The organism is Pseudomonas sp. PB101, from assembly GCF_009764265.1.
GTDB lineage: Bacteria > Pseudomonadota > Gammaproteobacteria > Pseudomonadales > Pseudomonadaceae > Aquipseudomonas.
Genome location: NZ_RWIR01000053.1, coordinates 1 through 25796, shown reverse-complemented (window position 1 = coordinate 25796; position 25796 = coordinate 1). Strand labels below are relative to the sequence as shown.

Sequence of the window (25796 nt, the reverse complement as noted above, 5' to 3'; positions counted from 1 at the left end):
TTCCATGAGTATCGCACCGCCCGATGAAATCTTTCATTTGTCCACTGCCGTGCCAAGCCTATTGAATCGAACAATAGGCAAATGGGAAATGAGCCTGATCCCGACCGAACATGAGGCGCGCATTCGGCAACACAAGCTGTTTCACAGCCCGGAACTCCAGTGCAGCCGTCTTGAGTTCGACTCGTCCGTCACCCTGGTCAGCTCGGTCCCTGCAGGTTTCGTGACATTCGCCATCTCGCAGGCGCCGATTGGTCGCCCGGTGGTAAACAATCACAAACTGCAGCCCAACGAAATCATGGTACTGCTCAGCGATGAACAGGTGCATTACACCTGCGAGCCGAATGAAACAGTCTTCAGCATTACCACGACACTCGAGTTGTATGAGCAGTGCCGCCAACGTCACCCTGTCGTGGATGTACTTGCCAACAGGACACAACACAGCTTCCAGGCTGAAAACTTCCAGCTCATACAGTCAGCCATTCAAGCCATCAGCGCTTCCTGCGTCGAAGTCAACGACTGTGCGTCCGCGGTACTTGTCTCTCTGCTGAAGTCTTTGACACCCGCTGGCAGCTGCAACCGGAAAGTCCCGACAAGAAGAAAGGTGGCGATACAGGCTATCGAGTACATTCACGAAAACACGAAAAAAACACTCAATATAAAGTCACTCGTCAGGCAGCTTGAAACCACAACGCGCACCCTGCACTTTGGTTTTATTGAAACCTTCGGAATGTCGCCAATCGCCTATATCAGAAACTTGCGACTGGCCAGTGCCCGTCGCGACCTGATCAACAACACGTGGCCCACCGTGACAGAAACCGCGATGTTCTGGAATTTTCACCATCTGGGGCGGTTTTCCAGGGCGTATCAGATTGCTTATGGAGAGACACCGTCAGAAACGGCAAGGCGTAACTCGGCCAAGCCCCGCAAATGATGATTAATGATTTTCGTTGATCAACGACAGCCCCCGACAATTGCTTGTTTTCCCACCCAAGGAGATAAGCATGCAGCTTCGTATAAACACACTGCCGCTCAAGCAAAAAATCATCCTGTGCATGACTGCCTATGTCAGCGGCATCGTGTTGGCATGGATCATTGACTGGTACTGAAGACATTCAACTGCAGCAGCAAGGTGCACAGTGAAATAACGATACTCGGGGTTTTTCGATGGTTGCCGTCTATAAAGCGTTATCTGCCAGGCACGCAATCGCTGTATGCCTGATTGCCGCAGCGGGCTGGGCCGCATGGTGGTGTGCTGGCGCAATGGCTGAGTCGCTCATTGCACGCAAGTTGAACAATGTTTATACCGATCTGCGTGTGGCTCGAGTGGAGCCCAATGCGCAGATCGACAAGGCGCTGGAAAACCTCGGCGAGCTGGATCGCTCAGGTCAGGAATGCTCCGAGGAGCAATATTGGCGACTGGCCGAGCTGGTCAAAAACCTGCGGTTTGTTGATCAGGCGGCAATCCAGCTGCCCAATGGCAAGATCTGTTCCTCCTACGGACAAGAGCTCCCGTCGATACCGGCCGCTGACGAGAAGCGCAAGTTTTCCATTGGCAAGCGAACCTATTGGATCGATACCGGCCACGCCGTTACTGCGGACGCCGACTTTATCATCGTGTCGGAACAGTCAACCTACGTATGGGCAAACAAGAAGGTCCTGCTCGACAACCTGAAGTTTCCCCAGGACCTGCAACTGGACCTCATCGGCCCCGGCGGCGCCATCCCCATTGCCTCTACTGGCGCCAGCCCCCTGAAGATGCTGAAGCCGTTCCATCTTGAAGATCTGGTCATTTCAGCAGACAAGGTTTTCATCGGTTTCCCGGGTAACCGCAATGAACTGATCGCGGTCATTTCGCTTCCGCTGAGCGAGCTGACAGGTCTCAGATTCAAATTATTCATCGGCGTTGCGTGCGTGTTCGCAGTACTGCTCTTGCTCGCAAGCTGTACTCAGCGGCATTACACCTCGACAGCCGTACGCCTTCGTCATGCCATAAAAGCCAACGTGCTGGGTGTTCACTATCAGCCTATCGTCAATTTGAACACGGGTTATCTGGAAGGCGCCGAAGCACTTTCCCACTGGGACCACAACGGCACCCCGGTGCCGGCGGACGTGTTCATTGCGCTGGCGGAGAAGTCCGACCTGATCTGCAAGCTGACGCACTCGGTGATTCGCCAGGTGGCGGAGGACTACAGCACTTACCTGTGGGCCTGCAAGGACTTCTACATTACGGTCAATCTGTCCGCCCGGGATATTCAGGACCCGACCTTCCCCGACTTCGTCGCCAGCCTGCTCGCCACTTACCGCATGCCTGCGCGCGCCATGACCTTTGAAATCACCGAAAGAACCTTGCTCGATCAGCAGTCCGCCGCCATGCAATTGCGCAGGCTGCGTGCCAGCGGTCATCGCATAGCCGTGGACGACTTCGGCATCGGCTATTGCAACCTGTCGCTGCTGGACTCGGTGCCGTTCGACATTCTGAAAATAGATCGCTCATTCATCGCAGACGACAAGATCGCTGCCACGGATGCCTTGTGGCGCCACATTGCCCGGTTGGCCAGGTCGCTAAGGCTCAAGGTCGTGGCCGAGGGAGTCGAGCATCCGGAGCAATTGCCGCATCTGGTGTCGGAGGGCGTCGTATTGGCCCAGGGCTGGTTGTTCTGCAAGGCCCTGCCGGTGCAGGCGTTGGCCAGACGCTACTTTCAATGCCCGGCCAACATCCCGCCTGGCGCCGCAAAAATATCAATCAATGACTTCTATTAGCCCCCCGAGGTCCCTCAAATGCTCGCCGAACCCTAACACCTGACAAACCTGTACAAGGACTCCACCACACATGCTACTTCGAAACCTTGGCTTCGCTTCACTGCTGTCGCTGCTGTCTTTCCAGGCGCTCGCCGATGACAAAGGTTTATATCTTGGGGCCGGCGTCAGCAACATCCAGGCAGACGAGTCCAGACTGGACGACGATGACACCAGCTACAAGGTCTATGCAGGGTATCGCGTCAACAGCTACCTGGCCTTCGAGGGTGCCTACGTCGATCTCGGTCAATTCAAGGACAAGAATGTCGATTTCGACGGCAAGTCGGCCCAGGCTGCCGCCCATGTCGGCTTTCCGCTGGGTGATCGGTTGCGGCTATTCGGCAGTGTCGGCGCTCACGCCTGGGACGCCGACGGCAATGCCACCGACGACGATACCGGGGTTGACCTGACCTACGGCGTCGGCGTGGAGCTCGATGTCTTTCGCAACATCGGCGTGCGCGCGGAATACGAAGTCCTTGAGGTTGGCGAGATCAACCTGAACCAGACGACCGCATCGGCCTATATGCTCTTCTAATACCGCTACAACCGAGCGGCCTTGCCGGTCGCTCAACGCACCCTGCGCAACATCCCCCCGCCCTGCCTGCCCCCGCGCGTTTCCAAAAAGCCACCAACACCAAATTCCCGGAGCCCTTCCCGGGAATTTCAAAAGCTTCGCTAACACACTGGAAAAGCTACAGAAACGTCCTACGCTCACTCTGTCCAGTAGTGGGCTTCGTATCAATGGATTGGTTAACCGCGTAGTCAGAGGGCCTCACTATGCAAGGGTCAGGGCGTTCATTTTTCGGTTCTCATTTGCGTCCACAGCGCCAGGCGCTGGCGCTGGAACCGCGGATTCTTTTCGACGGGGCGGCCGCTTCGGCCGCGGCCGATCAGCACCACAGCGACCCGACTGCCACGCCGGCAGCGGCCGACGCCGCGGTTCCTCATGCCACCGCCACTGAAGGTCGTGCCGCCACCGAGCAGGCCCCATCGGCGGCGCGCAGCCTGCTGGTGCTGGACAGTCGTATCGAAAATCGCGATCAACTGCTGGCCCAATTGCCTGGCAACGTCACCGCCATTGTGGTCAACGCCGGTGAAGATGGCCTGGCGGCGATTTCCGCGGCACTGGCGCAGCTGGGCAAAGTCGATTCGATCCAGGTCATGTCCCACGGTGCCGCCGGGCAATTCACCCTCGGCAACCGCACCATCACCGCAGACAACGTCGACCAGCTCGGGCAGACCCTCGGACAATGGCGCAGCAACCTGACCCAGGGTGCGGACATCCAGCTCTATGGTTGCGACATTGGTGCCGGGGCGGCGGGCAAGACCCTGGTCACCGAACTGGCGCGCTGGACCGGCGCCGATGTGGCCGCCTCCAGCAATGACACCGGCAGCACCAAAGCCGGTGGCGACTGGGCGCTGGAAACCCGGGTCGGTGACATCGACAAGAGCATCGCGATCAGCAGCGCCGCCATGGCCGGTTTCGACGGCTTGCTCGCCGACGCCGCACCGACCGCCAGCTTGCCCACCGCTGGCAGCGATGTTTTGTTGGGCGACAACTTCTCGTTCACCGTGAACTTCAGTAACCCGTCCACACAAGCCGGTTTTGCCCCCTTCATCAACCTGGCGCTGCCGACCACCGGGCGGGACGGCAATGACGGCGTGAACTTCATTTCCGCCAGCTACCTGGGCCAGAACCTGATCACCCACTCGGTGACATTCGACGCCAACGGCAACGCCACTCACCCATTGGCCAAGGACGCCAACGGCAATTTCCTGATCGTCAACGCATCGACCTACGGCATGCGCGCCGGCGACACGCTGGTGGTCATCGAGCTGCCGTTTGCCAGCGTCACCAACGGGCAACCCGTCATCCCGGTACAGATCAACGCGAGCCTGAGCAATCTGGCCGACACCAGTTTTTCCAATGGCACCCCGGACCTGACCATCCGCACCAGCGGCGGCTTCCAGTTCGGTAACGACGCCCTGGACAACCCGACCAACGACCCGAGCCTGATCCAGGCCGGCACGGCCGCGTTTGTGGTGCATCCGACCGTCATCACCTTCGATGAAGTTCTCAACACCCCCGAGGGTGAAACCGCCACCGGCCCGAACTATGGTCGGACTTTGACCCTGTCCGTGACCCCGGCCCCGGGCCAGACGCTGTCCAACGTCGTGGTGACCCAGCCATTGCCGGACAATGTCCAGGTCACCGCCATTACCCCGGGCCCCGGCGGACGCGTAACGTCCATCACCCTGCACGATGGCACGGTGGTCACCAACGCCGCACAAATCGCCGTGCTGATCGCCGCCAACGACGTATTCATCGACTCGTTCTCCGTGACCTATGCCAGCCTGACGGGCAAAACCGATACCGTGGTCGCGTTCTATGTGCCTGAGGTCGATGCCAACGGCCTGCCGATCATCAACCCGGTCACCGGCGACGATGTGACCATCACCCTTGGCGCCCCCAGTGCTTCCGGGCAATGGGTACCGCTTGACCCTCGGGACGTCACCGCACCGAACACGACCATCGACTTCAGCGGCACCGGGCTGCCCACGGATTTCATCGCCAAATCGATCACCCTGCTCAAGACCGTGGCCGTGCAGACCGATATCGGCCATACCGGCATTACCCCCGGCGATACCTTGCAATACAGCCTGAACCTGGCTGTTTCCGACTACTTCGCCTTCGGCAAGGACATTTTCAACGGCGGTCAGCTGATCATTCGCGATCAGCTCAGCGATGGCCAGACGCTGACCGGCACCCCGACCCTGACCGTCACCATCAACGGCGTCCAACAGTCCATTACCCTGGTGACCACCGTCGTCAACAACGCCGACGGCAGTACGTCGATGGCGTTCGACATTGCCCAGTCGTTGCGCGATTCGTTTGCCTTGCGTGGCTGGCTCAATGGCGACCTGGCGTTTGACGATCAACTGCAGGGCGCGATGCTGGCGGTGCTCAGCTATTCGGCCATCGTCGGCCAGACCTACAAGCCGCCTTCAGGCAACCCGCAGCCGGAAATCAATGAAGGCGACGAACTGGGCAACAGTGCGGTGGTCGATGGCACCCTGCTGCAAGACCCGCTCAACCTCACCGGCCAGAGCGAAACCGATAATTCCGCCACCACCAGCGTGATCCCGACCAGCGTCGTCGATATCAGCGTGGTCGAGGTCAATAACGGCACCCCGCCAATCAGCGGTGAACTGCGCCCTGGCGATGAAGTGACGTTCCAGCTCAGTTACGACCTGGTCACCGGTGATTACGAACAGTTCAAGCTCACGGCGTATCTGCCGTTGCCATTGTTCAACGTGGGCGGCGTGACCTGGGCCACGGGCAGCGATGTCGGCCAATGGCAGCTCGGCCCTGGCAACACCAATGCCGGCGGCGTGATCAGCGTCGCCAGCGCCGACGGCAATTCGGTGGTCTTCGATTTTGGCAGCTTCGCCACGGCCGACACCACCGGCAGCCGCATCGTCATCCGCTTCACCGTGCGCGTGGGCGACCAGCCGTTTGCCGACCAGCGCTCGCTGGACGTACTGGCGCAATCGAGCCAGCAAACCACCCTCACCGACCGTACGCTGATTTCCTCCGACGTCGCGGTGATTGTGTCCGTGGCCGAGCCGGTGCTGAACATCAAGCACGGGGTGGTCTCCGGCACCAACGGCACCGTCAGCAACACGACCGGCAGCTGGAACCCGCCGGGCAGCACCGGTGTACCCTTCAATGGCAGCGTCACCAGCCTGGCGGCCGTGGACGGCAACATCACCAACATCGACGGCGGCGATCGCCTGCGTTTGGTCACCGCGATCGAAAACAGCGGCGGTGGCGGCGCCTTCGATGTCAGCACCAGCATCACCCTGCCGACCGGCCTGAGCTTCGTCGGCGGCAGCCTGGCGGCAGCGAACCTGCAGATTTATCGCGGTGACGGCACGCTGCTGGTGTTGGGCACCGACTACAGCGTGAGCGGCAACCAGATCACCTTCCTCGATGCCGGCGGCCAGGCCACTCTACTGGCCGGACGCAGCGGCACCGCCGCCGACACCAGCGGCGCCAATCTGGTGGTGATCAGCTACGACGTGGCGGTCAGCAACTCCATCGAGGCCAGCCGCACCCTGCAGTCCACCGCGACCCTGAGCAATTACGCCAGCGTCGATGGCGGCACCGATTTCACCCCGAGCGACCTCAGCGACCTTGCCAACCAGCAGATCGCCGCGCCGGCCATTCGCAAAGTGTTTGCCGACGGCACGCTCGACAATGGCGACTCCAGTGCCGGGCACACCACCGGCAGCGACCTGGTGATCGGCGAAAGCATGCGCTACGACATCGTCATCACCCTGCCCGAAGGCAACACGCAAAACCTGCGCATCGACGACCTGATCCCGGCGGGCATGCGCCTGGACACCACCTTCAACGGCGGCCTGGGCTACCAGATCATCACCACCCGCACCGGCAGCGGCGCCCTCGGTGCGGACTTCGCCGGCAGTGTGCTGGTCAGTGGGTTCGCCGGACAGGGCGGCACCCAGGGTGGCGATGGCGTGGATGCGCGCTGGACCTTCAGTGTGTCCAGCGCCTCGGCCGACAACCAGACCGGCAACAACACCTTCGTGATTCGCGTGCAATTGGTGGCCAGCAACGTCATCGGCAACCAGGCGAACGTTTCCCGGCAAAACAACGCGCAACTGGTCTACAGCGATCCGGACAGCAGCACCGCCAACGGCAATGTCGCGGTGGATCGCACTGTCGCGCTCACCGGTGGCCGGCCTTCGGTGATCGTGCGCGAGCCCACCCTTCAGATCAATCAGGCGCTGACCTCGACCACCGGCAACGGCGGTTATGACCAGGGCGACACCGTCAGCTTCACGATCACCATCAGCAACGGCAGCGCTGCCAGCGACTTCAATGCCTTCGACATCAGCTTTCTCGATAACCTGCCGACCCAACTCAGCAACCTGACGTTGGTGGGCGTGCTGTACCAGAACGGCGCCACCAACAATGGCGGCGTGGGGTTCGAGATCGTCGGCGGTCAGTTGCGCACCGCCAACGGCGCCAATATCGACATCACCAAGGGTGGCAGCATCGTCTTGCAGGTGACCGGCGTGGTCAATTCCACGGCAGCGGCAGCCTCCAACTTCGCCAACGTGGCAACCGTGCAATGGACCAGCCTGGACGGCACGCAAGGCGGCGAACGCACAGGGGTCGATGGCCTGATCAATGGCGGCACGCTCAACGACTACCGCAATGCTTCGACCCTGATCGTGCCCGTGGCACAGTCCATCGAGATCTCCCGGGTCGGCGGTTTGCCGGACACGGCGGCACCGTCCCCGACCACGGCCGCCCAGGAACAGGTGACCATCGGCGAAGTGATTCGCTATCGGGTGGTGGTACTGGTCCCCGAGGGCAACAACCCCAATTATCAGATTCAGATCACCCTGGCCAACGGCCTGCAGTTCATTTCACCCGACGCCCTGGTGAATGCGTTGCGCATCGCGTTCATTTCCAATGGCGGGCTGAGCAGTGACGCCAACCTGATCGTCGGCGGCACGCTCGACGTCAATGGCAACGAGAACAGTCCCCAGGCCTTGCCGATCACGCCCGACCTGTCGGGGCTTGCGCCCAATGGCGTGTTCGACCCGAGCCGCCTGACCGTGGTGACCAATCCCGACGGCAGCCAGGTCGTGACCTTCAACCTCGGCAACGTGGTCAACAGCGCCGACGACGACGATCTGGAAGGCATCGCCATCGAGTTCAACGTACGGGTCAGCAACACCGCCAGCAACATCAGCGGCGCGCAACTGGCTGTCTCGGCCCATGAGATCGTCAATGGCGCGGGCCGAGCCAACAGCGACACGGTTTTCGAACGCATCGTCGAACCAAGCTTCAGTGGCCTGGACAAACAGATCGTCACGTTCAACCCCAACCCGAGCGGCACCACCGGCAGCGCCACGGTGCAACTGAGCTTCACCCAGAACGGCGGCCTGCCGGCATTCGATACGCGAGTCAGCGACAGCTTTGCCGGAGGCAGCAACTACACCCTGCTCAGCGTCAGCATCAACGGCACCACCTTCGGCCCCGGCAACCTGCCGGCGGGCGTGAGCTTCAGCACCACCGGCGGCTTGAGTGTCGATTTCGACCAACTGGACGTGGGCGCACAGATTCAGGTGCGCTATCAGGTCACGTTGCCCAACGCCTCGATAGTCGCCAGCAGCAACGCCACCCTGACCTGGAGCAGCCTGCCCGAAGACTTCACCAATTGGGGCGGCAACTTTGTCGGCATCGACGGCAGCGTGAACGGAGAGCGCACCGGCAGCACCGTAGGCCCGAACCAGTACATCCTGCGCGACAACGCCGGGCTCGGCGTCATCACCGGCACCCTGTGGAACGACACCGCGTCGCCGACCGCCAGCGCCACGCCCGACGGCGCCGGCCTGGCCGGGCAGACCGTCACCCTGACCTGGGCCGGCGTCGACGGCCAGCTGGGTACTACAGCCGACAACCTGACATTCACCACCGTCACCGACGCCAACGGCCAGTACCGTTTCGGTGTGCTGCCGCTGGGCGTGTTCCGCATCGATGTGCCGGCCGGGCTGGTCAGCTACCCGCAGCCGCTGGGCGATTTGCGCGTGCGGGTCGACACCGATGCCGGAACGCTCGGGCAGATCACCATCACCCTGGGCGATGCCGCCACGCAAGCGGCCAATGCAGGTTATGTCGAACAGAACGATGCACCGGTCAACACCCTGCCCGGCACCCAGAACGCTCAGGAAGATGTGCCGCTGAGCATTGGTGGCATCAGCGTCGCCGACGTCGACGCCAACCGCGACCCGAATGCCGCCGACCGCAACCTGAGCGTGATCCTGAGTGTGCTCAACGGCACCTTGTCCCTCGGTGCAACCGTCCCCGGCGTAACCGTAACCGGGACCAATACCACCACACTGACCCTGACCGGCACCCTGGCCAACCTCAACACGGCGCTGGCCAGCCTGCGTTACCTGGGCAACCTGGACTTCAATGGCACCGATACCCTGACCGTGGTCAGCAATGACCAGGGCAACTATGGCGATGCCAACGGCGATGGTTTGCCCGGCGGAGCAGGCGATGCCCTGAGCGACACCGACACCCTGCAAATCATCCTCGCCCCGGTCAATGACCCGCCGGTGGCGGTCGATGACAGCGCCATCGCCGTTGAAGCGGGCGGCACCAACAACTCGGTCATCGGGGTCGACCCGCGGGGCAATCTGCTGGTCAACGATACCGATGTCGATATCGCCACCAATGCCGACCGCTTGAGCGTGCAGTCGGTCGGCCCCGGCGCCGGCATCCAGACGCCAGTGATCGGCGTGGTGGTGATCAACGGCCAGTACGGCCAGTTGCTGGTCGGCAGCAATGGTTCCTACGAATACATCGTCGATAACGACAACGCCGCCGTACAGGCCCTGCGCCTGTCCGGCCAGACCCTGACCGATCGCTTCGACTACGTTGCCAGGGACCTCGCCGGGGCGACCGCTACAGCCACGTTGACCGTGACCATCCAGGGCGCCAACGACACGCCGGCGGGCGTGAATGACAATGGCGTTGCCGTCGAAGCCGGAGGCGTGGCCAACGGCACCCCGGGCAGCGATGCGGTCGGCAATGTGTTGACCAACGACACCGATGTGGACAGCGCGGCCAATGGCGAAACCAGGACCGTGACGGGCATCCGTCCGATCCCGGAGGTGGTGCCGGGCGCTTTCACGCCGGTTGCCGCCGCCACCAGCGTGGCCGGTCTGTACGGCACCCTGACCATCAACCCCGATGGCAGTTATCGCTACGTGGTCGATAACAACAACATCCGCGTCCAGCGCCTGAGCGCCGGTGAACAACTGCTTGAATTCTTCAGCTACCGGCTCACCGATACCGGCGGCCTCGACGACGTGGCGCAGTTGCGCATCGTGGTGCAGGGGGCCAATGACAATCCGGTCGCCAGCGATGACCAGGCCGAGGCACAGGCGGCCTCCTCCAACGTCAATTCCAGCGAAAGCAACCCGAGCGGCAACGTTGTCCAGTTCCCGAGTCGCCCGGGGCTTGTCGATAACGGCGTCGATCGTGACGTCGACGCCGTCGACCAGCCCAGCAGCCAGTTGCTGGTCAACGGCGTGATCAATAAAAGCGAGGCCACCTACAACCCGGCCATCGATGTCCTGAGTGGCGTCGCCACCGGCACCACCTCGGCCGACGGCACGGTGGTGACCGGCCTGTTCGGCACCTTGCGCATCGGCGCCGACGGCTCGTACTTCTACGACGTCGACAGTACCAACGCCGCCGTCCAGGCGCTCGCGGCAGGACAGACCCTGACCGAGTTCTTCACCTACCGGATCACCGATACCAACGGGCTGACCGATACCGCGCAACTGGTCATCACCGTGCACGGCATCAACGATCCACCCGTGGCGCAAAACGTGATTGCCATTGCCACCGAACAGGGTGGCGTGGCCAACGGCACCGGGGGCTTTGATCCTTCCGGCGACGCCACGGCCAATGACTTCGACCCCGATGGCGACCCGTTGACAGTGACCCTGATCAAGGCCGGCGCCGAAGGCGGCACAGGCACGCCCATCGCAGTCAATGCCGGCGGCACGGTGGTTGTCGGCCTGTACGGTACGCTGACGATTTTCCCGGACGGCAGCTACAGCTACGCGCTGGACAATAACAATGCGGATGTCCAGGCGTTGCGCCGTGGCGTCGATTTGTTGCTGGAGCGCTTCACCTACACCGAAAGCGACAACACCGGCCCGACGCCGGAAACCGACTCGGCGGAAATCATCGTGTTGATCCGCGGCCAGAACGACAACCCGGTCGCCGCCGACGACACCTCCATCGCCATTGAATCCGGTGGTACGAACAACAACCAGCCCGGTCTGGACCCCATTGGCAATGTGCTGGACAACGACACCGACGTCGACGGCGGCGAGGTGCCCGCCGACCTGCCCGACCACGACTACGGCGAGACCCGCGCGGTGTCTTCGCTGCGCACCGGCAACGAAGCCGCCACCGGCACGGCCGGCATCCTGGGCAGCGAGCTGCGCGGCACCTATGGCTGGCTGACTCTAAATGCCGATGGCAGCTACAGCTACCGCCTCGACAACAACATGGCCGAGGTCCAGGCGTTGCGGTTCGGCGAACGCCTGGTGGATGCCTTCAGCTACACGGTGATCGATGCCGCCGGCACCGAAGATCGCGCCACCTTGAACATCGACATTCGCGGCCGCGATGACACACCGCTCCCGCGCAACGACATCAGCATCGCCTTCGAGGCCGGCGGCCTGAACAACGGCACCGCAGGGACCAACCCTTTCGGCAACGTATTGCTCAACGACACCGACGTCGACGGCAATACCGAACGGCTCAGCGTGACGGGATACAACGAAGGGACCTCGGTCGGCGTGCTCGGCAGTGGTCTGGTCGGCCAGTTCGGCACCCTGACGTTGAACGCCGACGGGACCTTCAGTTATCAGGTCGACAACGACAACCTGCGGGTCCAGGCCCTGCGCACGCCTTTTGACGTGCTGACGGAAACCTTCACTTATCAGGTTCGCGATCTCTTTGGAGCCAGCAACACCGCCACCCTGACCATCATCATCCGCGGCGCCAACGACACCCCGCGGGCGGCGGACGACAGCACCGTGGCCGTCGAGGCCGGCGGCACCGCCAATGCCACGCCGGGGCTGAATCCTACCGGCAACGTGCTGAGCAATGACCGCGATGTCGACGCCAACGACAGCAAGACCGTCACCGATGTCCGCGGTGGCGACAAAGCGGCCGCAGGCACGTTCACCACGGTTGGCACCACGCAGACCCTCAATGGTCTGTACGGCACCCTGACCATCAACGCCGACGGCACCTACAGTTATGTGATCAACAACAACCTGGCCGCTGTCCAGGCGCTGAAAGTCGGCGATTCTCTGGTGGAAACCTTCACCTACCGCATGCGCGACACCGCCGGCGCCACCGATGTCGCCCAACTGGACATCCGCATCGACGGCGCCTGGGATGCCCCCGTGGCGGCCAACGACGTAGCCCTCGCGGTCGCCGATGACGGCAAGGGCAACAGCGTCAATCCGTCCGGCAACGTGTTGCCCAACGACACCGATGTCGATCAGGGCGACAGCCTGCACATCACCGGTATCCGCTTCGGCACCGAAGCGGCGGGCGGCACCCTGGACGCCGTCGATCCAGGCACCGACAACACCAACGGCACCTTGATCAACGGACTCTACGGGCAACTGATCATCGGGGCCGACGGCAACTACACCTACGTCGTCGACTCCAGCAACCCGACGGTGCTGGCATTGGGGCCGCTGCAATTCCTCAATGAGCGCTTCACCTATCAGGTCACCGACCTCGGCGGGCAAAACGATCTGGCGGAAATTCACATCATCATCCGCGGGCGCAACTCGGCGCCGGTGGCAGGTGGCGATGCGTCGACGGCCGTGGAAGCTGGCGGGCTCAACAACAACCAGAGCGGCATCGACCCCTCGGGCAATGTGCTGGGCAACGACACCGATGCCGAAGGCGACGCCCTCAACGTGTCGGCGATTCGAACCGGCGGGCTTGCCGATACCGGCACAGGCGGCGCCGTGGGCACTGTGCTGCGCGGGCTTTACGGTGACCTGCTGATCAATGCCGACGGCAGCTACACCTACACCGTCGACAACAGCCTCGCGGTGGTCCAGGCCCTGCGTCAAAGCGGCCAGACCCTGACGGACGTCTTCAGCTACACCCTGTCCGACGTCTTCGGCGCCAGCAGCCAGGCCGAATTGCGTATTACCGTCGATGGCCGCAATGACACGCCGATTGCCCGGGACGACAACTCTGTCGCCGTCGAGGCGGGCGGCGTGGCCAATGGCACGCCAGGCAGCAACGGCACGGGCAATGTGCTGGCCAACGACAGCGATGTCGATGGCGTGGCCAATGGCGAAAGCAAACAGGTGCTGAGCGTCACCGGCGAAAACGGCCAGTCCGCCGGCGCGGGGCAAGTGCTGAGTGGACGCTACGGGCAACTGATCATCAACGCGGACGGCAGCTACACCTACCTGATCGACAACAACAACCCGGTGGTGCAGGCCCTGCGCACGGCGGGCGAAACCCTCAGCGAAACCTTCACCTACCGCATGACCGACACCGCCGGGGTCACCTCGGATGCACGCCTGACCGTGGTCATCCAGGGTGCCGACGACAACCCGGTGGCGCAAAACGACAGCGCCACCGCCAGCGACCAGACACCGGCGCCACAAGCCACAGGCAATGTATTGCCCAACGACAGCGACGTCGATGGCAACGATCAACTGCAAGTGGTCGGGGTACGCACGGGGGCCGAAAGCGGCACAGGCACGACGGGCGTGATCGGCCAACCGATCCTCGGCCTCTACGGCACCCTGGTACTCAACGCCGATGGCAGCTGGACCTACACCATCGACCAGAGCAATCCCCAAGTGCTGGCAGCCGCCGGCCTGGGCCTGGTGCTCCAGGACGTCTTTACCTACACCGTAGGTGATCTTGCCGGGGCCAGCGACCAGGCGGAACTGGTGATCACCCTGGACATTGCCACGCCGTTCATTCCGGCACCCCAGGGCAACTTCTTCGACCGCGACCTCACCCGGCCGGACGGCAGCCTGCTGATCCCCGATCCGTTACCGGCGATCTTTGTCACGCCGGTGGTCGAGCGTAACGCCCGGTTGAATGAGCTCTCGACCTGGAATGCCGATGGCAGCAACCTGCGCATCAGCTCCAGCGGCGAGTTCACCAGCGATTCGCTGGGCAATGGCCTGGGGTTGGTGCCCGGACAATTCGTCGCCGATGCCGTGCGTGATAGCCGGATTGAAAGTGAACTGGAAATGGCCTGGATTCTTGGCCGGCATGGCCGCGTCGGCCTGAGTGCCGACGGGTTGTTGAGTGACCCGTCGCTGTTCGCCATCGATGCCGCCGAGTTGACCCACGGACCGGCACAGGTGGAAAAACCGGAAAAAGCCCAGGAGCAACGCCCGGCGCGGGGATTCAGCGCACAGGTACGCCATGCCGCGCAACGCCTGCACCCGGCGAATCGGGGTAACTGAAGTGACCCAACAGAATAAATTCGAAGAGCACAAAGGATTGAACATGCCGAAAAATGCGACGAGGTTCATCAGTTCCGCCCTCGCTTCTGCGCTGCTGCTCAGTGCCTGTTCGTCACTGGAGCCCAAGCCCTCCACCGACGAAGAGAACCGTCAGCGTATCCTCGCCGATCAATCGCGCATGTATTCCGGCCAGGAACCGGTCACAGCGCCCATCACCTTTTACGAAGCGGCCGCGCGGGCGCTGAAGTACAACCTGGACTACCGCCTCAAGCTCATGGAGAGCGCCCTGGCCTCGGACCTGCGCGATGTGTCCAGCCATGAGATGTTGCCCAAACTGGTGGCATCGGCCGGGTATGCCGGGCGTAACAACGATTCCGGCGGCACCTCCATCGGCATCGAAGACCGTCAGGTCAGCTTGCGGCCGTCGACCTCCGAAGAGCGCTATCGCGAGCTCTATGGCCTGGGCCTGAGCTGGAGCCTGCTGGATTTCGGCGTGGCCTATTACCGCACCCAGCAAAAAGCCGATCAGATCCTCATGGCCGAGGAGCGTCGGCGCAAGGTCGCGCAGAACGTCCTGCAGGATGTGCGCAATGCCTACTGGCGCGCCCTCGGTGCGCAACGACTGATGCCGGAAGTGGACAAGCTGCTGATGCGCACCCACTCCGCGCTGACCTCGGCCCGGGAAGCCGAAACACGTGGCCTGTTGCCGCGCCAGGAAATCCTCGCCTACCAACGCGCCCTGCTCGATTCCATCTACCTGCTGACCGTGCGCCGCCAGGACCTGGAGTTCGCCCAGGCCGAACTCGCCGCGCTGATGTCGTTGCCGCCGGGCTCGAAAATGATCCTCGCCGACATGCCGGATCCACCGTTGCCTGAGGTGCATCAGAGCCTGGCGCAGCTGGAGCAACTGTCCCTGGAGCACCGCCCGGAAATCATGGAAGAGTGGTATCGCAAGCGCGTCAACGAGAAAGACCTGGACATCGCCAAGGCACAACTGTGGCCCAACGTCTCGGCGGATTTCGGCTACCGGTACGACACCAACAAGTACCTCTACAACAACGACTGGAACGCCACCGGGCTGCAAGTCTCGATGAACCTGATACGCCTGCTGCAATTGCCCTCGCTCAATGCCGCGCAGAAATCCCAGAGCGAAACCGATGACGCCCGCCGGGTGGCCCTGTCCATGGCGATCCTGACCCAGGTGCGGGTCGGCACCCTGCGCTATCAACTGGCGCGCCAGGAAGTGGAGTTCACCGAAGACAGCCTGCGGGTCGATCGCAGCCTGCTCGACTACGCCCAGGCGGCAAAAAGCGGTGCCCTGGGTTCCGAGCTCGAGGTGATCCGCTCCGAAGGTCGTTACCTGCTTTCGCGCTACCAGCGCGAGGCGGCGTTTTCCAGTGCGCAGGCCGCATGGGGGCGCTTGTACAATTCCGTGGGGCTGGACGTCCTGCCGGAAGAAATCTCCAAGCACGATATCAAGACCTTGTCGCGGGAAATCCAGCGCACATTGAATGAACAGGAGCAGCAACGCCTGCTCATCAGCCAGCAAGGAACGCCGAATGCGCAAAACCGCCCTTGAGTCCCGTGTAGGGGCCCTGCTGTTGGCCTGTATGATTTTGCCCGTCAACGCCGATGACACGCCGTCGGCCTCCAACCTCGATAGCGCCAGCGCCATTCGCGTGTTGCTGGCCGCTGAACTGGAAACCACCCTGTCGAGCCAGATGAGCGGCACCCTGGGCGAAATGAAAAGCGGTTTCGGCGAGCACGTCGCCAAGGCCGAGGTGCTTGCCCGCTTCAATTGCAACGAGGCCGAGGCCCGCAGCAAAGTGGCCGCCGCCGAACTGGCCATGGCCAAACAGAACCTGGAGGCGAAAAAACAGCTGCGTCAGCTCAACGCCGTGGGCGATATCGAAGTGTCCATGGCCAACACCGAAGTACAGAAAGCCGACGGCGCCCGCGCCATGGGCGTGGCCCAGAGTGGTTACTGCCAGGTACTGGCGCCGTTCTCCGGGCGTATCGCCAAGGTCTACGTCAAGCCGTACCAGACCGTCACCGCCGGCACCCCGCTGTTCGACCTGGTCAGCGACGGCGCCTTGAAAGTGCGGCTCAACGTACCGTCCAATCTGCTCAAGACACTCAAGCCCGGCCTGGCGCTGCAAGTGAGCATTCATGAAACCGGCAAGACCTACACGGCCCATGTCAGCGCCATCAACTCGCGGGTCGATGCGGTGGCCCAGACGGTCGAGCTCGAGGCCCGGCTCGACCAGAAATACCCCGACCTGATGGCCGGCATGAGCGGCACCGCGCAGTTCAACCAGGACACTGCCCAGCAAAACCCGGCACTGCAAAACAGTCCCCAGCCATGACAATGAACGAGCCCCTGCCCCACCCTCACCTGCTGCTGGAACTTGACGCACTGCGGGACAAGGCCATGGCCGCCGACTCGCTGAACGCCCTGGCGTTCAGCATGGCCAATGACCTGTACCCGTTGTTGCCGTTTCATCAGGCGCTGGTCTTTGCCCAACGGCAATCGTCGCTGGAACTGCTGAACGTCTCCGGGCTGTCACGCCCCAGCGAGGATTCGCCTTATCTCGTCTGGCTGCGCCGGGCCAGTCGCTGGATCGCCACTCAGGTGCCCGATGGCGAACCGGTGTGGCTGACACCGGACACCACCACCCCGCCGCCGGACATCGTCGAAGGCTGGAGCGAGTGGTGGCCAGCGGGCCTCTGGTGCATTGCGCTGGAGGACCGTAACGGGCAACGCCTTGGCCTGTTGGTGTTGCTGCTGGAACAAGAGCCGCCGGCGGTGTTGCGGCAACACCTCAAGGGGCTGGTCACCACCTGGGGCTACTGCTGGGCCGCGTTGACCGGGCATCGGCGCATCAGTCGCTGGCGGCCCAACCGCAAGCAAGTGCTGTTGGGCCTGATCGTACTCGGTGCCTTGCTGTTGCTGCCGGTACGGCAAACCGCCCTGGCCCCGGCGGAAATCGTCTCGCGACAGGCACAAATCATCAGTTCGCCCATCGACGGCGTGATCGAGCAGATCCAGGTGCGCCCCAACCAACCGGTGGACACCGGCACGCCGCTGTTCTCCCTGGACGAAACCACCTTGCGCAGCCGTGCCGAAGTCCTGGGCAAGGAAGTCGCCGTGGCCGATGCCGAATTGCAGGCGGCCAGCCAGCGGGCGTTCGATAACCCGCAAAGCAAAAGCGAGCTGACCCTGCTCCAGGGCCGGGCCCAGCAGCGTCGGGCCGAACTGGCGGCGGTGCAGGCCCAGCTCAAGCGCACCAGGGTCCTCTCACCGCGCGGCGGCGTAGCGGTGTTCAGCGACCCGAACGACTGGCTGGGCAAACCGGTGGTCACCGGCGAGCGCATCATGCAGGTGGCCGACCCGACCCAACCGGCCATGCTGATCCAGTTGGCGGTGGCCGATGCCATCGCCCTGGAGCCCGGGGCGCAAGTCACGCTGTTTCTCACGGCGTACCCGCTGACCCCGCTCAAGGGCGAAATCCTCGAGACCAGTTACCAGGCCCGCCCCAGCGATGAAGGCGTGGTCGCCTACCGTCTGCTGGCCAGCGTCGAGGGTGCGCCGGAGCATGCGCGCCTGGGCCTGCACGGCACCGCCAAACTGTACGGCGGCCGGGTGATGCTCGGTTACTACCTGCTGCGCCGGCCGCTGGCGACGCTGCGGGCGTGGAGTGGCTGGTAATGCTCGATCCCGCTGACTTGCCCGTGCCGCCATTGCGCGAAGACCTGCGCCTGAACGAAGCCGCCAACGGCAGCAACGGCGAACCGGCCTGGGTGATCCAGGACACGGTGATCAACCGTTTCTACCGCATCGGCTGGCTGGAGTTCGAATGCCTGCTGCGCTGGGGCCAGTCGCCCCGGCAGATCAGCGAACAGATTGCCGAAGGCACCGCGCTCAAACCGGATGTCGAACAGGTCCTCGAATTCCGCCAGTTCCTTGAACAGCACCAACTGTTGCGTGCAGGCCCGGCCGCGCTGGAGCGGCTCAAGGCCAAGGACGAGGCAGGCAGCTGGCTGAGCTGGCGCTGGTGGTTGCACCATTACCTGTTCTTTCGCATCCCGTTGCTGCGTCCGCAACAGCCCTTGCAACACCTGGCCCGCGCCCTGGGCTGGCTGTTTCACCCGCTCACCGGCCTGCTGGTGTTTGCCCTGAGCCTGTGGGGGGGGATTCTGGTCCTGCAACAGTGGGATGTCTTTACCCACGCGGTGGTCGAGTCGTTTTCCACCGAAGGCCTGTTCAGCTTCGCCCTGGCGCTGATCGTCGCCAAGACCCTGCATGAACTGGGGCATGCTCTGGTGGCCACGCGCCTGGGTCTGCGCGTCGGTCACATGGGCATCGCCTTCGTGGTGTTGTGGCCGATGCTCTACACCGACACCGGCGAGAGCTGGAAACTCAGTCGCTCGCGCCAACGCCTGGCAATCGCCTCGGCCGGTATCGTCACCGAGCTGTCCCTGGCCGGGTTGTCGACCCTGGGCTGGGCGCTGTGCGACCCGGGCCCGCTGCGCAATGCCCTGCTGTACCTGGCGACCACCAGCTGGCTGCTGTCACTGGCGCTCAACGCCAGCCCGTTCATGCGTTTTGACGGCTACTTCATCCTCTCCGACCTGCTGGACTTTCCCAACCTGCACGAACGCTCATCGGCCCTGGCGCGGGTCACCCTGCGGCGCAATCTGCTGGGTCTGCAGGAAGACTGGCCGGAAGCGTTCCCGCCCGGTCAACGCCGACTGCTGGTGACGTTCGCGATCATTACCTGGCTGTACCGGCTGGTGCTGTTCCTGGGGATCGCCCTGGCGGTCTACCTGTTCTTCTTCAAATTGCTGGGGATCATCCTGTTCATGGTCGAATTGTCCTGGTTTATCGCCATGCCGGTGGTACGCGAGCTGAATCACTGGTGGCAACACCGCGCAGGCATCCCGAGCCGACGCAAGGTGCTGTTCTATGGCGTGCTGGCGCTGATTGTCGCCGGGCTGGCGATCCCTTGGCACAGCCAGATCGATGCGGTGGGCGTGGCCCGTGCCGAACACCAGTTGCGCGTCTATGCGCCCTACCCGGCGCGCCTGCAATCGATCCAGACCGAAGGCCCGGTCAACGCCGGCGAAACCCTGATCGTGCTCGACGAGCCGGACATTGCCTCGCGCCTGCAAAGCAGCGAAGCCAACGCCCGCAGTTACGAGGCGCGCCTGTCAGGGTTGCTGGCCGACCCCGGCGGACTGCAGGAAGACGCCGTCACCCGGCAACGCCTCAACGTGCAATTCGAAGAAGCCCGGGCCGCGCGCTCGGAGATCGCCCGGCTCAACCTGCAAACCCCCTTCGCCGGGCTCTGGCTGGACGTCAATCCGGACTGGAAAGCCGGCCAGTGGGTCGGTCGCCAGGAATCCCTGGGCATGTTGATCGACCCGCGCAGCTGGCAGGTGGACGCCTACGTCGCCCAGGACCAGGTGCATCGCATGGTCACCGGCGACCGTGTGCGATTCTACCCGGACGGCCAGACCACCCCGCTCAATGGTCGCGTACTGGTGATCGGCAGCACCCGCGCCAGCCAACTGTCGCACCGCATGCTGTCCTCACGCTTCGGCGGCCCGGTACCGACGACGTCAGCGGAACACGCACTGATCCCCAGCGCGGCATTGTTCCAGGTGCTGGTCCAGCTCGACGAACCCTTGCCAAGCCTGCGCGAAACCCGCGGGCATCTGAAGATCGAAGGCGAACGCCGCAGCTTGCTGGCCGACGGTGCGACGCACTTGATGGCGGTGTTGATGCGCGAAAGTGGCTTCTGAAAATCAGATGAACCTGTGGCGAGGGAGCTTGCTCCCGCTGGGTCGCGCAGCGAGCCCTCTTTTAAAGCGTGGGCCTGCTGCGCAGTCCAGCGGGAAAGACTAGCCGGCCACCACAAATACAATGATCGGCCCACACACCGCCAGCAACACATTGGAAATCGCATAACACACGGTAAAACCAATCACCGGGGTGTTGCTGCCGGACTGTTCGATGATCTTGTTCATCGACGCCGCTTCGGTTTGTGCGCCTGCCAGTGCGCCGAACAGGATCATCGGGTGCAGGCGCAGCACGTAGCGGCCGAAGTACAGGGCCACCAGCGGCGGCACGATGGTGACCACGGCGCCGGACAGCAGCAACGCCAGGCCTTGTTCCTTCATCGCGGCAAAGGCCGCAGGGCCTGCCAGCAGGCCAACCACCGCGCCGAACGCGGTCAGGCCGAACTCGGAAAACGCCCACTGCGCGGCCGGCGGCAAGGCGCCGATTTCCGGGTGGCGCGAGTTGTACCAGCCAATCACCAGGGCGGCGACCAACACCCCGCCACCGATGCCCAGCTCCACGGGGATCATGCCGATGTGGGTCGACAACAGCCCCAGCAACGAGCCCAGCACCATACCGAGGGTGTGCACGGCAATGTCGCTCTTGTAGTTGTTTTCGCGAATCCGCCCCAGGCGCTTGGCCACCGCTTCGACGCTGGCGGTGCGACCGGTCAGGGTAATCACGTCGCCCCGACGCAGCACCGTTTTGGGCAGCAACGGCAACTCGTAGCCCTGGCGGGTGATGGTATTGATAAAACAGCCCAGGCGCCTGGCGCTTTCCAGGCGGCTTTTCGCCTGATGGATGGTCTTGCCGGCGAACTCCGGCGAGGTCACCACGATGTCCACTTCGCGGGTGGGGAAAGACAAGGATTCGGCATGGTCGATTTCCGGCCCGATCCACTGGGTGAGCGTGCCCACGGCTTCGCGCAAGGCGTAGACCCCGACGATGTCCCCGGCCATCAGCGTGAATGCTTCGTCACGCTCGATGATCTTGCCTGCCCGCACCACACGTTCGACGGTCAGCGACTCGTGCTGTTTCTCCACATCGGCAATGCGCTGCCCATTCGCCGAGCCGTTGTCCGCCACCTGATGGGCGCGCACGACGATGCGCGTGTAGGGCACGGTGATCGCGTCTTCTTCCTTGGCGATGCCCAGTTCCAGCTCCAGTTCCCGGGCCGATGCCCTGAGGTCCACGCCCAGCAGTTTCGGGGCAATGCTGCCGACGAAGACGATCAGGCCGATGGTGCCGAACAGGTAGGTGATCGCATAGGCAATCGCCATATGGCTGTTGAGCTGGGCCCTGGCCGCGGTGTCGATCGAGAGTTGATTGATGGCGCTGGTGGCGGTCCCCATGATCGCCGTATCGGTCAGCGCACCGGCGCCGAGCCCGGCGGTGAACCCGGCGTCGAAATCGAAGACCGCATTCATCAGCAGGATTGCCGCCAGCGCAGTGCCGCACAGCACCACGCTCAACAGCACCAGTTTCAGTGTGCCGCGATTGAGGCTGCCGAAAAATTCCGGCCCGCTCTTGAAGCCCACCGCGTAGATGAACATCACGAAAAACACCGACTTCAGGCCGGTCGGCACTTCCAGGCCGATCTGGCCGATCAGCAGCCCCATCAGCAGTGCGCCGGCCACCGAACCGAGGTGGAAACTGCCGATGTGGATGCGGCCGACGAAGACGCCCAGGGCGATGGCCAGGAACACCGCGATTTCCGGGTCAGTCCGCAGGGCGTGGAGAATGAACTCAAGCATGGTGCGAACTCCCTATCAGGCGAAATCAGGATTCCTTCGGTTCTTGGGCCGGGGCCGGGTACCACTTGTCCCGGGGCACCCATTTCTCTTGCTGCGGATCGCCCAGGTAGTGCGGCGACATGATCTGCACGCCGTACTCGTTGAACACATCCTGGATGTTGGCGTGCAGCATGCTCAGCAGCACCGCGCGCGGCCGGGGCTGGCTGGGAATGGCCTGGGCCACCAGGCGGTATTCCGGATAGAAGTCCGACAAAGCCGTCTGGAACACCTGGGCCGGCGGCACTTCGAGAATCCCCGGCGTGCGCGCCGCGGCCTCCAGCAGCATCGCCTCGACCTGTCGCCACGGTGTGTCGTAGCCGATGGTCACGACCGTGTCGACCACGTAGCCCGGGCCTTGTACGACCCGCGAGTAGTTCTTGGTGACGGTGCCGGTGATCATCGAATTGGGCAGGGTCAGTACCTCGCCCAGACCGGTGCGAATGCTGGTGGTGAACATGCCCAGTTCAGTGACCGTGCCTTCGTAGTCGCCAATGCGCACGAACTCACCGGGGCGCAGGGTTCGGGTGTAGGTCAGGATCAACCCCGCCGCTGCCTGGCCCACCACACTGGTGGCGCCCAGGGAAATCATCAGGCCGATCAACACCGACAGCCCTTTGAATGCATCGGTGCCGGCCCCCGGCAGGTACGGATAAGCCATGGCCAGGGCAAACAGCCAGATCGCCAGGGACGTCAGGCGTTGGGTCGGTTGCAGGGTTTCATGGTTCAGCCAGCTGAGGGTTCCCGGGGCCGCCATGCGCCGCAGTATCCGGCGCATGAACGCGGTGGCGCCGCGAGCGATGAAGAAGATCGCCAGCGCCACGCCCAGCCCGGGTATGGCACCGACGATCCCTTCCAGCAGATAGCCGCCGAGCTCCAGCAGATAGTTGTTGAGGCTTTCGCCCCAGGGCCGGGTGTAGGGAAAACGTGACAGGACAAAACCCAGCCATTCGTATGTCAGCAGCAGCACGACGATCCAGCGCACCAGCTCCAGCAAACGGCTGACCAGCGGATACAGGTAATTGGCGTCGACCAGCGGGACCTTTCCGACTTTCAGGGCCTTGGTGTGCCGATGCATCAGTTCGGGCAGTTTCTTCAGCACTCGGCGCCGCACGTACGACATGCCAAACAGCAGCGCGATGTAAATGCCGGTGGCGATCAATGCGGCGACTACCGAGCGCAGGATCAACTGCAGGCTGCGGGCTTCGCGGGTTTCGGCCACGACCTGGCGCAGTCTGTCGGCCGCGGCTTCGGCGGCCTGCTGTACCGTGTCGTATTCGGTCGCGTCGAAATCCTTGGGCGAAACGATAAAGGCACGCCGACTGCCCAGCAGCACCATGTAGCTTTTCATGATCGGGTCGAGGGTGACCTTGAGGTCGTCGGTGTCATCCAGCGCCTCACCGATCACCGCTTTCGCACGCTTGACCCGCGAGGCCGGCCCTTCACCGAGGATGGTCGCGCGAAACACCATGATGCTGCGGTTGGCCACTTTCAGTTCAACGGGAGCATCGACCACTTTCGGTGCTTCATCTTCGGCCCACGACTGCACCGACCACATCATCCCGAAAACAGTAAACATTACAGCGAGCAGCCTGCTCCGCATGTGCCACATCCTTACTTCACAAAATTCAAACCGAGGGTACGTATCGCAGCGTAGTTCACCGATGAACGGTTGTCAGATTTCGCCTCAAGCCATGTGACGCAGTTGTCTGCTTCCATCAATCCGCGGACTCAAGCCTGCGGGGCCGGCTGCGATCGCTTGACCGGCGCCGGCCCCTAGCCGTTCGTGTTTAGTCAACTCATATTCGTGATCCATCAAGTCAGGCGCATCGCAGCTGCGTAGGCTTGGTCCCTTGCTGAATGGATTCATCCAATCCATTTCCCTCCACGGCAAAGGAATCGATCAGACCTATGAACTTCACCCGGCTTTGGCTCGATCTTCAGGGTTTCTGGAGCTCGCTCGACAAACACCCGCATGTGTACGCCAGCTTGACCCTGTTGCTGTTGCTCATCGTCGCCTTGCTGCTGGGGCGTGCCGCCGGTTATCTGGTGCGGCACGGGGTCGGCCTGCTGGGACGCAAGCCGTCCATGCGCTGGGTCAACGACCTGGCCGACCACAAGGTGTTCCACCGCCTGGCGCAAATCACCCCTTCGCTGCTGGTCCAGTTCGGCTTGAATGTGGTGCCGGGGTTGAGCGACAAGGCGCAGAATTTCCTCGGCAATGTCGCCCTGGCGTTCACCCTGCTGTTCCTGATGCTGGCCATCAACGCCGTGCTCGATACCCTGCTGGTGATCTATGCCCGCACCCCGCACGCCCGCACTCGCTCGATCAAGGGATACGTGCAGTTGGCCAAGATGGTGCTGTTCGTGTTGGCGGCGATCATCATTGTCGCCACCCTGATCAACCGCTCGCCACTGTTGTTGCTGTCCGGCCTTGGCGCCATGTCGGCGGTGATCGTGCTGGTCTACAAGGATACGCTGCTGTCGTTTGTCGCCAGCGTGCAGCTGACCAACAACGACATGCTGCGCGTCGGTGACTGGATCGAGATGCCGCAACTGGGCGCGGACGGCGACGTGGTGGACATCACCCTGCACACGGTCAAGGTGCAGAATTTCGACAAGACCATCGTCTCGATTCCCACCTGGCGCCTGATGTCCGACTCGTTCAAGAACTGGCGCGGCATGCAGGCCAGCGGCGGCCGCCGGATCAAGCGCAGTCTGTTCATCGATGCCGGTGGCGTGGGTTTTCTGGCCGATGACCAGGCGCAGCAGCTCCATCAGGTGCGCTTGCTCAGCGACTACATGGGCCGCAAGCACACTGAACTCAAGCACTGGAACGACGCCCAGGGCAACGTTCCCGCCCTGTCCGCCAATCGCCGGCGCATGACCAACATCGGCACCTTTCGCGCCTATGCTCTGGCGTACCTGAAAAATCATCCGGACATTGCGCCGCACATGACCTGCATGGTGCGCCAGATGCAGGCCACGGCCCAGGGTGTGCCGCTGGAAATCTACTGTTTTACCCGCACCACCGAGTGGGATGACTACGAGCGCATCCAGGCCGACATTTTCGATTATCTGCTGGCGGTGCTGCCGGAATTCGGGCTCAGCCTGTACCAGCAACCGAGCGGCAATGACTGGCGCAGCGCCGGGTTGGCGACCGCCCTGTAGGGGCAGCATCCAGAACATTCGCAATCGAGTTTGAAATAACCTCGTCGTAGGAGCCGGCTTGCTGGCGATGGCGTCCTTGAGAACGCTATCGCCAGCAAGCC

The 25796-nt window shown here is 62.8% G+C and carries 11 protein-coding genes; 9 read left to right on the top strand and 2 right to left on the bottom strand.

Annotation, left to right across the window (positions count from 1 at the left end):
* The first annotated feature begins 4 nt into the window (after nt 1-4).
* From EI969_RS16300 to EI969_RS16265, 8 genes are all read left to right on the top strand, one after another.
* Nucleotides 5-931: a helix-turn-helix domain-containing protein gene (locus EI969_RS16300; protein ID WP_160388685.1), complete on the top strand. Its 927-nt coding sequence runs from the start codon at nt 5-7 to the stop codon at nt 929-931.
* 233 nt (nt 932-1164) lie between these two features.
* Nucleotides 1165-2760 (top strand): EAL domain-containing protein, encoded by a 1596-nt coding sequence (locus tag EI969_RS16295; protein WP_160388684.1) that lies wholly within the window; start codon nt 1165-1167, stop codon nt 2758-2760.
* 70 nt (nt 2761-2830) lie between these two features.
* Nucleotides 2831-3331, top strand: a complete 501-nt coding sequence (locus EI969_RS16290; RefSeq protein ID WP_160388683.1) for an outer membrane beta-barrel protein — start codon at nt 2831-2833, stop codon at nt 3329-3331.
* Nucleotides 3332-3573: 242 nt separating this feature from the next.
* Nucleotides 3574-14892 carry a VCBS domain-containing protein gene (locus EI969_RS16285; protein WP_160388682.1) on the top strand — a complete coding sequence of 3773 codons (11319 nt, stop codon included), beginning with the start codon at nt 3574-3576 and terminating at the stop codon, nt 14890-14892.
* 43 nt (nt 14893-14935) lie between these two features.
* A complete protein-coding gene (locus tag EI969_RS16280) occupies nt 14936-16471 on the top strand; it encodes a TolC family protein (RefSeq protein WP_160388681.1) in 1536 nt (511 codons plus the stop codon).
* Complete coding sequence (locus EI969_RS16275) at nt 16452-17258, top strand: efflux RND transporter periplasmic adaptor subunit (RefSeq protein ID WP_160388680.1); 807 nt, start codon at nt 16452-16454, stop codon at nt 17256-17258. Before EI969_RS16280 ends, EI969_RS16275 begins: the two co-directional genes overlap by 20 nt.
* A complete protein-coding gene (locus EI969_RS16270) occupies nt 17255-18601 on the top strand; it encodes an efflux RND transporter periplasmic adaptor subunit (protein WP_178120705.1) in 1347 nt (448 codons plus the stop codon). Before EI969_RS16275 ends, EI969_RS16270 begins: the two co-directional genes overlap by 4 nt.
* A complete protein-coding gene (locus EI969_RS16265; protein WP_160388678.1) occupies nt 18601-20697 on the top strand; it encodes an HlyD family efflux transporter periplasmic adaptor subunit in 2097 nt (698 codons plus the stop codon). The genes EI969_RS16270 and EI969_RS16265 overlap by 1 nt, the downstream gene beginning before the upstream one ends.
* 99 nt (nt 20698-20796) lie before the next feature.
* On the opposite strand, the gene aspT is transcribed toward EI969_RS16265, so the two are convergent.
* Together aspT and EI969_RS16255 are read right to left on the bottom strand one after the other, a co-directional pair.
* Nucleotides 20797-22488, bottom strand: a complete 1692-nt coding sequence (gene aspT / locus EI969_RS16260; protein ID WP_160388677.1) for an aspartate-alanine antiporter — start codon at nt 22486-22488, stop codon at nt 20797-20799.
* A gap of 25 nt (nt 22489-22513) precedes the next feature.
* Nucleotides 22514-24127, bottom strand: a complete 1614-nt coding sequence (locus tag EI969_RS16255) for a mechanosensitive ion channel family protein (protein ID WP_160388676.1) — start codon at nt 24125-24127, stop codon at nt 22514-22516.
* 308 nt (nt 24128-24435) lie between these two features.
* On the opposite strand from EI969_RS16255, the gene EI969_RS16250 reads away from it, so the two are divergent.
* Nucleotides 24436-25695 (top strand): mechanosensitive ion channel family protein, encoded by a 1260-nt coding sequence (locus EI969_RS16250; RefSeq protein WP_160388675.1) that lies wholly within the window; start codon nt 24436-24438, stop codon nt 25693-25695.
* Nucleotides 25696-25796: the final 101 nt, after the last annotated feature.